Annotated in this window: 7 protein-coding genes; 5 read left to right on the top strand and 2 right to left on the bottom strand. The window is 67.3% G+C overall.

All coding sequences use genetic code 11. From position 1 onward, the window contains the following. Positions 1-685: 685 nt before the first annotated feature. Genes J3S89_RS20305 through J3S89_RS20285 form a run of 5 tightly spaced genes read left to right on the top strand, consistent with a single transcriptional unit; the run spans position 686 to position 5,229 of the window. Positions 686-1,915 carry an ABC transporter substrate-binding protein gene (locus J3S89_RS20305; RefSeq protein WP_217930704.1) on the top strand — a complete coding sequence of 410 codons (1,230 nt, stop codon included), beginning with the start codon at positions 686-688 and terminating at the stop codon, positions 1,913-1,915. Between the two features lie 5 nt (positions 1,916-1,920). Then, positions 1,921-2,784, top strand: coding sequence for a branched-chain amino acid ABC transporter permease (locus J3S89_RS20300; RefSeq protein ID WP_217930701.1), 864 nt, complete (start codon positions 1,921-1,923; stop codon positions 2,782-2,784). Further along, complete coding sequence (locus J3S89_RS20295; RefSeq protein ID WP_217930699.1) at positions 2,781-3,779, top strand: branched-chain amino acid ABC transporter permease; 999 nt, start codon at positions 2,781-2,783, stop codon at positions 3,777-3,779. Before J3S89_RS20300 ends, J3S89_RS20295 begins: the two co-directional genes overlap by 4 nt. After that, complete coding sequence (locus J3S89_RS20290; RefSeq protein WP_217930681.1) at positions 3,776-4,525, top strand: ABC transporter ATP-binding protein; 750 nt, start codon at positions 3,776-3,778, stop codon at positions 4,523-4,525. The genes J3S89_RS20295 and J3S89_RS20290 overlap by 4 nt, the downstream gene beginning before the upstream one ends. Further along, positions 4,522-5,229, top strand: a complete 708-nt coding sequence (locus tag J3S89_RS20285) for an ABC transporter ATP-binding protein (RefSeq protein ID WP_217930665.1) — start codon at positions 4,522-4,524, stop codon at positions 5,227-5,229. Before J3S89_RS20290 ends, J3S89_RS20285 begins: the two co-directional genes overlap by 4 nt. Before the next feature lie 127 nt (positions 5,230-5,356). Here J3S89_RS20285 and J3S89_RS20280 read toward each other — a convergent pair whose 3' ends face one another. Both J3S89_RS20280 and J3S89_RS20275 read right to left on the bottom strand, forming a co-directional pair. Further along, a complete protein-coding gene (locus tag J3S89_RS20280; protein WP_217930662.1) occupies positions 5,357-6,076 on the bottom strand; it encodes an IclR family transcriptional regulator in 720 nt (239 codons plus the stop codon). A 236-nt stretch (positions 6,077-6,312) separates the two neighbouring features. Beyond that, positions 6,313-6,543, bottom strand: a complete 231-nt coding sequence (locus J3S89_RS20275) for a hypothetical protein (protein WP_217930660.1) — start codon at positions 6,541-6,543, stop codon at positions 6,313-6,315. Positions 6,544-6,672 lie beyond the last annotated feature (129 nt).

The raw sequence follows: 6,672 nt of genomic DNA, 5'->3' as shown, positions 1-6,672 counted from the left end.
GTGTTCGACAGTCGCCACGCCGGCACCCGCCTGCCCGGCCTTGAACTCTGCCGAGCCAAAGGCCGGCGCAGCTGATACCGCTTCCGCTTCCCCGTCATCGGGATCGTCCTTCTCTCAGGTCGACCCAAGTTGATCGAGCAGCCCGCCCGACGGGGACCGCCTCACTACGAGGCGGCGCGCGTCGACGGGAGGAGAGGCGCAGATCGTGGCCATTTCATCCGGAAGCCTATTCCGCTAGATAGAACATAATTCTAAATTATGAAGACGATGCCGATTATCGATAGCCTCTCTGGCGAAGAGGAGAGGGTGCCGGCGTCGCTCTCGTCGACCGTGCCGATCGGGGAATCGAACATCCGACCCTCTCGAGACGAAGCCTTTCGAGGCGGTTTTCAGCCGGCTTCACCTCTCGACGACCCGGTGCGGACGACGTTCGTGACCATCTCGCCGCCCCACGTGTCGCGCCGGCGACGTCGACACCATCGAACCGGAGCCGCCTTGACAACCGATCATGCCATGATAAAAGAACATCATTCTGCATAATAGAACAAATAAAGACGGACGCCCGGTGAAATCGAAGAGATCCCGGAATGCGGCACCGAAGAAAGGCGCACCGAGGCCGCCCCGTGGGGGCACTCGGCGTCGACCAAGCGAGGGGGGGATGAGTCCCCCGGGGAGGAAGCGAAGAATGAAGACGTCGACCCCTGTTTCGCGCCGCCGGGCGCTCGGCCTCTTGGGGGCCGCGCCGCTGGCGATGTCCCTGCGCCCTGCCGTGGCCGCGACGGAACCCGTCAAGGTCGGGCTGATCGTCAGTCTGTCCGGAGCCTTCGCCTCGAGCGGTCAGCTGATGGTCGACGCCGCCCGGCTGTTCCTCGAGACCGAGGGGCGGGAAATGCTGGGGGGACGGTCGGTCGAACTGGTCCTGCGTGACGACGGTGGCAACAATCCGGAGTTGGCCAAGCGCCTGGTGCAGGAACTCGTCACCCGCGACCGCGTGCGGTTCCTCGGCGGTTTCGGGTTCACCCCCAATGCCAACGCCGTGGCGCCGCTGCTCAATCAGGCCAAAGTGCCCTGCCTGCTCTTCAATGCTTCGGCTTCGGCGATCACGCCGCGCTCGCCGTGGTTCGTGCGCACCGCCTTCACCCAGTGGCAGATCAACCAGCCGCTCGGCGAATGGGCCGCCACCAAGCGCGGCTGGCGCCGTGCCTACGTGCTGGTCGCCGACTTCGCGCCCGGTCACGAGGCGCAGGAGGCCTTCACCAAGGGCTTCACCAGCCAGGGCGGCGAAATCCTCGGCGCCGTGCGCATGCCGATCCAGCGGCCCGACTTCGTCCCCTTCCTCCTCCGCGCCAAGGAGGCCAAGCCCGACGTGCTCTTCGTCTTCCATCCCGGCGGCGTCGAGGGCTCGGCCTTCCTCAGGGCCTACGTCCAGAGCGGCCTGCGCGAGGCCGGGGTCCAGCTGATCGGCACCAGTGACCTCACCAGCGAGGACGAACTGCACCACACCGGCAAGCTCGCCGAAGGTGTGATCACCGCCGGTCAGTATTCGCTGGTCGCCGATCGCCCGGCCAACCGGCGCTTCGTCGAGGCCTGGCGCAAGGCCTATCCGGACTCGCCCCTGCGCCCGACCTACAACGCGGTCGGCGCCTGGGACGGCATGCGGGCGATCTGCGCGGCCATCGCCGCCACCGACGGCGGCGCCGATTCCGCTGCCGCCATGCGCGTCCTCTCGAACTTCTCCGCCGAGAGTCCGCGCGGCCCGATCTCGATCGACCCGGCGACTCGCGACATCGTGCAGAACGTCTACCTCCGCGAGGTCCGTCCGATCGACAACGCCTTCGGCGATCACTACGGCAATGTCGAATTCGACGTCGTGCCGCAGGTCAAAGATCCCTGGAAGGCCGCCAATCCGGGATGATGACGATGGTCACCTTGGTCGAGATCGCGTTTCAGTCGCTGGCCTACGCGAGCGTGCTCTATCTCGTCTCCGTCGGTCTGTCGGTGACGCTGGGGTTGATGGGTTTCGTCAATCTCGCCCACGGCATATTCGCCATGGCGGGGGGATACGTGGTGGCGACGGCGATCTCCGCCGCCGGCGCTCCGTGGTGGGTGATGGTGATCGCCGCGCCGGTCGTGGTCGCCCTCGGCGCGGCGGTGCTCGAACGGCTGCTCTATTCGCGGCTCTACGGTCGCGGAGAGCTCGATCAGGTGCTGTTCTCGATCGGCCTGATCTTCGTGGCGGGGGCCGTCGTCCGGCTGACGTTCGGTCCCTTGCCGCAACAGCTGCGATTGCCGGAGGCGCTGCTGCAGTCTCTGGAGGTCGGCCCGTTCTCCTTCTTTCTCTACAAGCTCGTGGTCGTCGCGGCGGGGCTCGCGGTGGCGATCGGCATCCATCTCGGCATCGAACGGACGCGGCTCGGCGCGATGGTCCGCGCCGCGGTCGAAAACCGGGGAATGGCGGAATCGATCGGTCTCGACACCTCCCGCCTGTTCACCGCGACCTTCGCGCTGGGCGGGGCCCTCGGAGCGGTCGGCGGCATCCTCGGCGCCGACGTCTTCAGTCTCGGTCCGACCTACGCCTTCGAGATCCTGGTCTACGTCCAGACCGTGGTTGCGGTCGCCGGATTGGGGACGCTGCGAGGTTCGTTCCTGGCGTCGCTGCTGATCGCCACGCTCCAGACGGTGTCGGCCTACTACCTGCCGGCCTTCGGCACGATCATCCTCTTCTCCGCCGTGTTCCTGCTGCTTCTGGCGCGGCCGCGCGGACTGTTCGGACGGATTTCATGAGCGACGACGTCTCCACCGCCGAACGGCGGGTTCCCTTCGCCGCGTCCCTGCGATCGAAACACCGACTACGGCCTGCCGAGCTGCTGCCGCTGGTGGCGGTGGCGATCGTCCCGCTGCTCGGCTCCGGCTACTATCCGCTCGCGACCCAGATCGCGATCACCGTGATCTTCGGTCTGTCGCTCGATCTCCTGGTCGGTTACGCGGGCATCGTGACGCTCGGCCACGGCATCTTCTTCGGTGTCGGCGCCTATGCCAGCGGCATCGCCTCGGTCCACGGCTGGGGCGACCCGGTGAGCGGGCTCTTCATCGGGGCGGCGGCGGCGGCGGTCGTCGGGGTGGTGCAGGGATTCGTGGTGCTGCGCACGGCACGCTTCACGCTGCTGATGCTCACCCTGTGTTCGGTCTTTCTGGTGTCGGAAGTGGCCAACAAGGCCGGCTGGCTGACCGGCGGCGCCGACGGTCTGACCGGCGTCATGACGGGTCCGCTCCTCGGCGTCTGGACCTTCGATCTCGACGGTCGCACCGGCTATCTCTTCTCCGCCACCGTCTTCGTCCTCGTGTGGATCGGATTGCGCGGCCTCGTCCACGCGCCCTTCGGCCAGTCGATCATGGCGATTCGCGACAATCCCGGCCGCGCCGAGGCGATCGGCATGGCGGTGCGCCCACGCCTGCTGATCGTCTACACCGTCTCCGCCGCGATCGCCGGCACGGCGGGAGCTCTGCAGGCCGAGATCGATCAGTTCGCCGGGCTGAAGAACGTCGGTTTCGAGATTTCGGCGACCATTCTGGTCATGCTGGCGCTCGGCGGCACCGGCCGGCTCTACGGCGCCATGGCCGGGCCGGCGGTCTATCTGATCGCCCAGGATCTCCTCGCCAAGATCAATCCGGCGATGTGGCAGCTCTGGCTCGGCCTGTTGATCGTCGCCACCGTCCTGTTCGTGCCGGGGGGGCTCTCCTCTCTCGCCGACGTCTTTCGCGGGAGGGGAAAGCGATGACCGAGCCCGTTCTGGAGCTGAGCAATCTCCACATGAGCTTCGGCGGCCTCGTCGTCACCAACGACGTTTCGCTGTCGCTCGCGATCGGTGCTCGTCATGCGCTGATCGGACCGAACGGCGCCGGCAAGACCACGCTCGTCGACCAGATCACCGGCCGGCTGCGGCCGTTGCGTGGGACGATCCGGCTCGCCGGCGTCGACGTCACGCGACTGCCGCAACATCGGCGCACTCGCCTCGGGCTCGCGCGCAATTTCCAGGTCACCAATCTGTTCTCCTCCTTTTCGGCCTTCGAGAACATCGCCCTGGCCGTGGCCGAGCGGGAAGGGCGAGGCCTGTCGCTCACCTCGATGCGGGGCTTTCCCTCGGATGTGGCCGATCAGGCCGAGGACATCGCCCGCCGCATGCATCTGGCCGAGGTCGGCCACCGTCGGGTCAGCGATCTCGCCTACGGTCAGCAGCGGCTGGTGGAACTGGCCATCGCGCTCGCCCTTCGCCCCAAGGTGATGATCCTCGACGAACCCGCGGCCGGCCTGCCGGCCGGCGACCACGCGATGATCCTGGACGCCCTCGACCGCCTGCCGATCCATGTCGCGGTGCTCCTGATCGAGCACGACATGCCACTGGTCTTCCGCTTCGCCCGCGAGATCACCGTCCTCGCCGAGGGCATGGTGATCGCGCGGGGGGCGCCGGAGGCGATCCGCGGTGACGAGCGGGTGCGCACCGCCTATCTGGGGACGCGCTCATGACGAAGGACGAACTCCGCCTCTCGGGCGTGACCAGCGGCTACGGTCCGACGGTGATCGTCGACGGGGTCGACCTGATCCTGCCGGCCGGCGAGGGGCTCGCGCTCCTCGGCCGCAACGGCGCCGGCAAGACGACCCTGATCGAAACCGTCGCCGGCCGCGTTCGGCTGCAGGGCGGCGCGATCCGGCTCGGCGACGCCGACCTCGGCCGGATGTCGCCGAGCGCGCGCTGTCGCGCCGGCATCGGGCTGGTGCCGCAGAGCCGTCAGATCTTCGGAACGCTGAGCGTCGAGGAGAATCTCACCGTCGCCGATCTGAAGCGGGGCTGGACCGTCGAGGCCGTCTACGACCTCTTTCCGCGTCTGGCCGCCCGCCGCGCCAACGGTGGCCGCCAGTTGTCGGGCGGCGAGCAGCAGATGCTGGCGATCGGCCGCGCCCTGATGAGCGCGCCGCGGTGTCTGTTGCTCGACGAACCCTTCGAGGGCTTGGCGCCGGTCGTCGTCGACAATCTGCTGGAGGCGCTGCATCGTCTACGCAGCGAACATCGGATGTCGATGGTGGTGGTCGAACAGCACGCGCGTCTGGCCGTCGATCTCGCCGAGCGGGGGATCGTGCTCGAACGCGGCCGCGTCCGCCTCGCCGGCGACCGCGCCGAGCTGCTGGCGCGATGGGACGAGATCGAGGACATGCTCGCGCTCAGCGATTGAGGATGCCCGGCCGCTCGAAGCCGTCGCCGCCGGGAGCCCTCCCATCGCGCACCGCGGAAGAGAAGAAGTCGGCGACGGTCCGGCACACGAGACGTCGAGCAGCCGAGGACGCCTTCGGACTGCGTGATCAGGTGATCGATTTCAGAAAGCGGTTCTCGGGTGCCCCCAGTCGGAGCGACAGGGAGACGGCCTCGTGCCGAATGATCCGGCCGAACGACTTGAGTGCCTTGGCATGGAACCGCGTCTTCGGTCCGCTGGCGTTCAGGGCGCCGATCAACCGTCCGTCGAGACCGAACACCGGCGCGGCCACCGCCGCCATGTCCGGATGACGCTCGCCGACCGAGGTGAAGACGAGATCGTCGATGTTGACCGGCGCCAGCAATCCTCGTTCCCAGGTCAGGAGCGCCTTGCCGCTCGCGCCCCGGTCGATCGGCAGGGCGTCACCGACGCGAATGTGGTCGCGAATGACCTGCGACGTCGCCACCCGGAACAGGCAGACACGGGACCGCCCTTCGGCCACGTAGAACGTCGCGCTTTCGTTGGTCTCGGCGACGATCGTGTCCAGAACCGGCACGACATAGGCTTCGAGATCGAAGGATTCTCGGTAGACCGCCGCGAGCTCGGCGAGTTTCGGCCCGAGATGGTAGGAGCCGTCGTCGAGGCGCCGAATGTAGTTGAATTGCTCGAGCGAGCAGATCAGACGCAGGATGGTACTCTTGTAGAGGCCCGTCTTCGCCGCGATGTCCTTGAGCGAGAGAGTTCCGTTGGACTGTCGGAACGCATCGAGGATGGAGAGGGCGCGATTGACCGCCGCCACTCCTTCCGAGGGTTCGCTCGCATCTTTCATGGGACGTGGATCCGATCGCGGGTTTCCTGCCACTCACTCATATCCAAGATTCGCGCGCGGATCCATCGCGACGAGACGGCTTACACCCTCCGATCGCACCATCGGAGGATGGAAGACCACAGAAGATCTGGCGTGGCTCCGCCGTCCACCGGCGGAAGGCGATCCAGATGCCGAAGGTCGGATCGACGTTCCGACTGATGAAACGAGCAGCCGTGGGCCAGCTCCCGATCGATCGGTCACACGGCGACCTCGTCGGCCTCGTAGGTGTAGAGCCAGTGGTAGCGGTCGCGGATCGGGGCCTTGCTCCACTCGCGCTCGAGGTAGCGCCGGGCCTCTTTCTCGATGCGCAGTTCCCTGCCGTGGAAGCGATCGGTGTTGTCGCGGGCGCCGAGCACCATCTTGCGGGTCCGTTCGACGCGCGCCGCCTCGTAGTGAGGCGGTCCCCGTCGGGCGGGCTGCTCGATCAACTTGGGTCGACCTGAGAGAAGGACGATCCCGATGACGGGGAAGCCGAAGCGGTATCAGCTGCGCCGGCCTTTGGCTCGGCAGAGTTCAAGGCCGGGCAGGCGGGTGCCGGCGTGGCGACTGTCGAACAG

Source organism: Pinisolibacter aquiterrae (assembly GCF_019160155.1).
GTDB lineage: Bacteria > Pseudomonadota > Alphaproteobacteria > Rhizobiales > Ancalomicrobiaceae > Pinisolibacter > Pinisolibacter aquiterrae.
The sequence above is the reverse complement of the archived record's forward strand: the minus strand, read 5'-3'. Positions and strand labels throughout refer to the sequence as shown.

Coding starts and splice junctions, on each gene's coding strand:
- J3S89_RS20305 (WP_217930704.1), top strand. CDS start 686: ATGAAGACGTCGACCCCTGTTTCGCGCCGCCGGGCGCTCGGCCTCTTG.
- J3S89_RS20300 (WP_217930701.1), top strand. CDS start 1,921: ATGGTCACCTTGGTCGAGATCGCGTTTCAGTCGCTGGCCTACGCGAGC.
- J3S89_RS20295 (WP_217930699.1), top strand. CDS start 2,781: ATGAGCGACGACGTCTCCACCGCCGAACGGCGGGTTCCCTTCGCCGCG.
- J3S89_RS20290 (WP_217930681.1), top strand. CDS start 3,776: ATGACCGAGCCCGTTCTGGAGCTGAGCAATCTCCACATGAGCTTCGGC.
- J3S89_RS20285 (WP_217930665.1), top strand. CDS start 4,522: ATGACGAAGGACGAACTCCGCCTCTCGGGCGTGACCAGCGGCTACGGT.
- J3S89_RS20280 (WP_217930662.1), bottom strand. CDS start 6,076: ATGAAAGATGCGAGCGAACCCTCGGAAGGAGTGGCGGCGGTCAATCGC.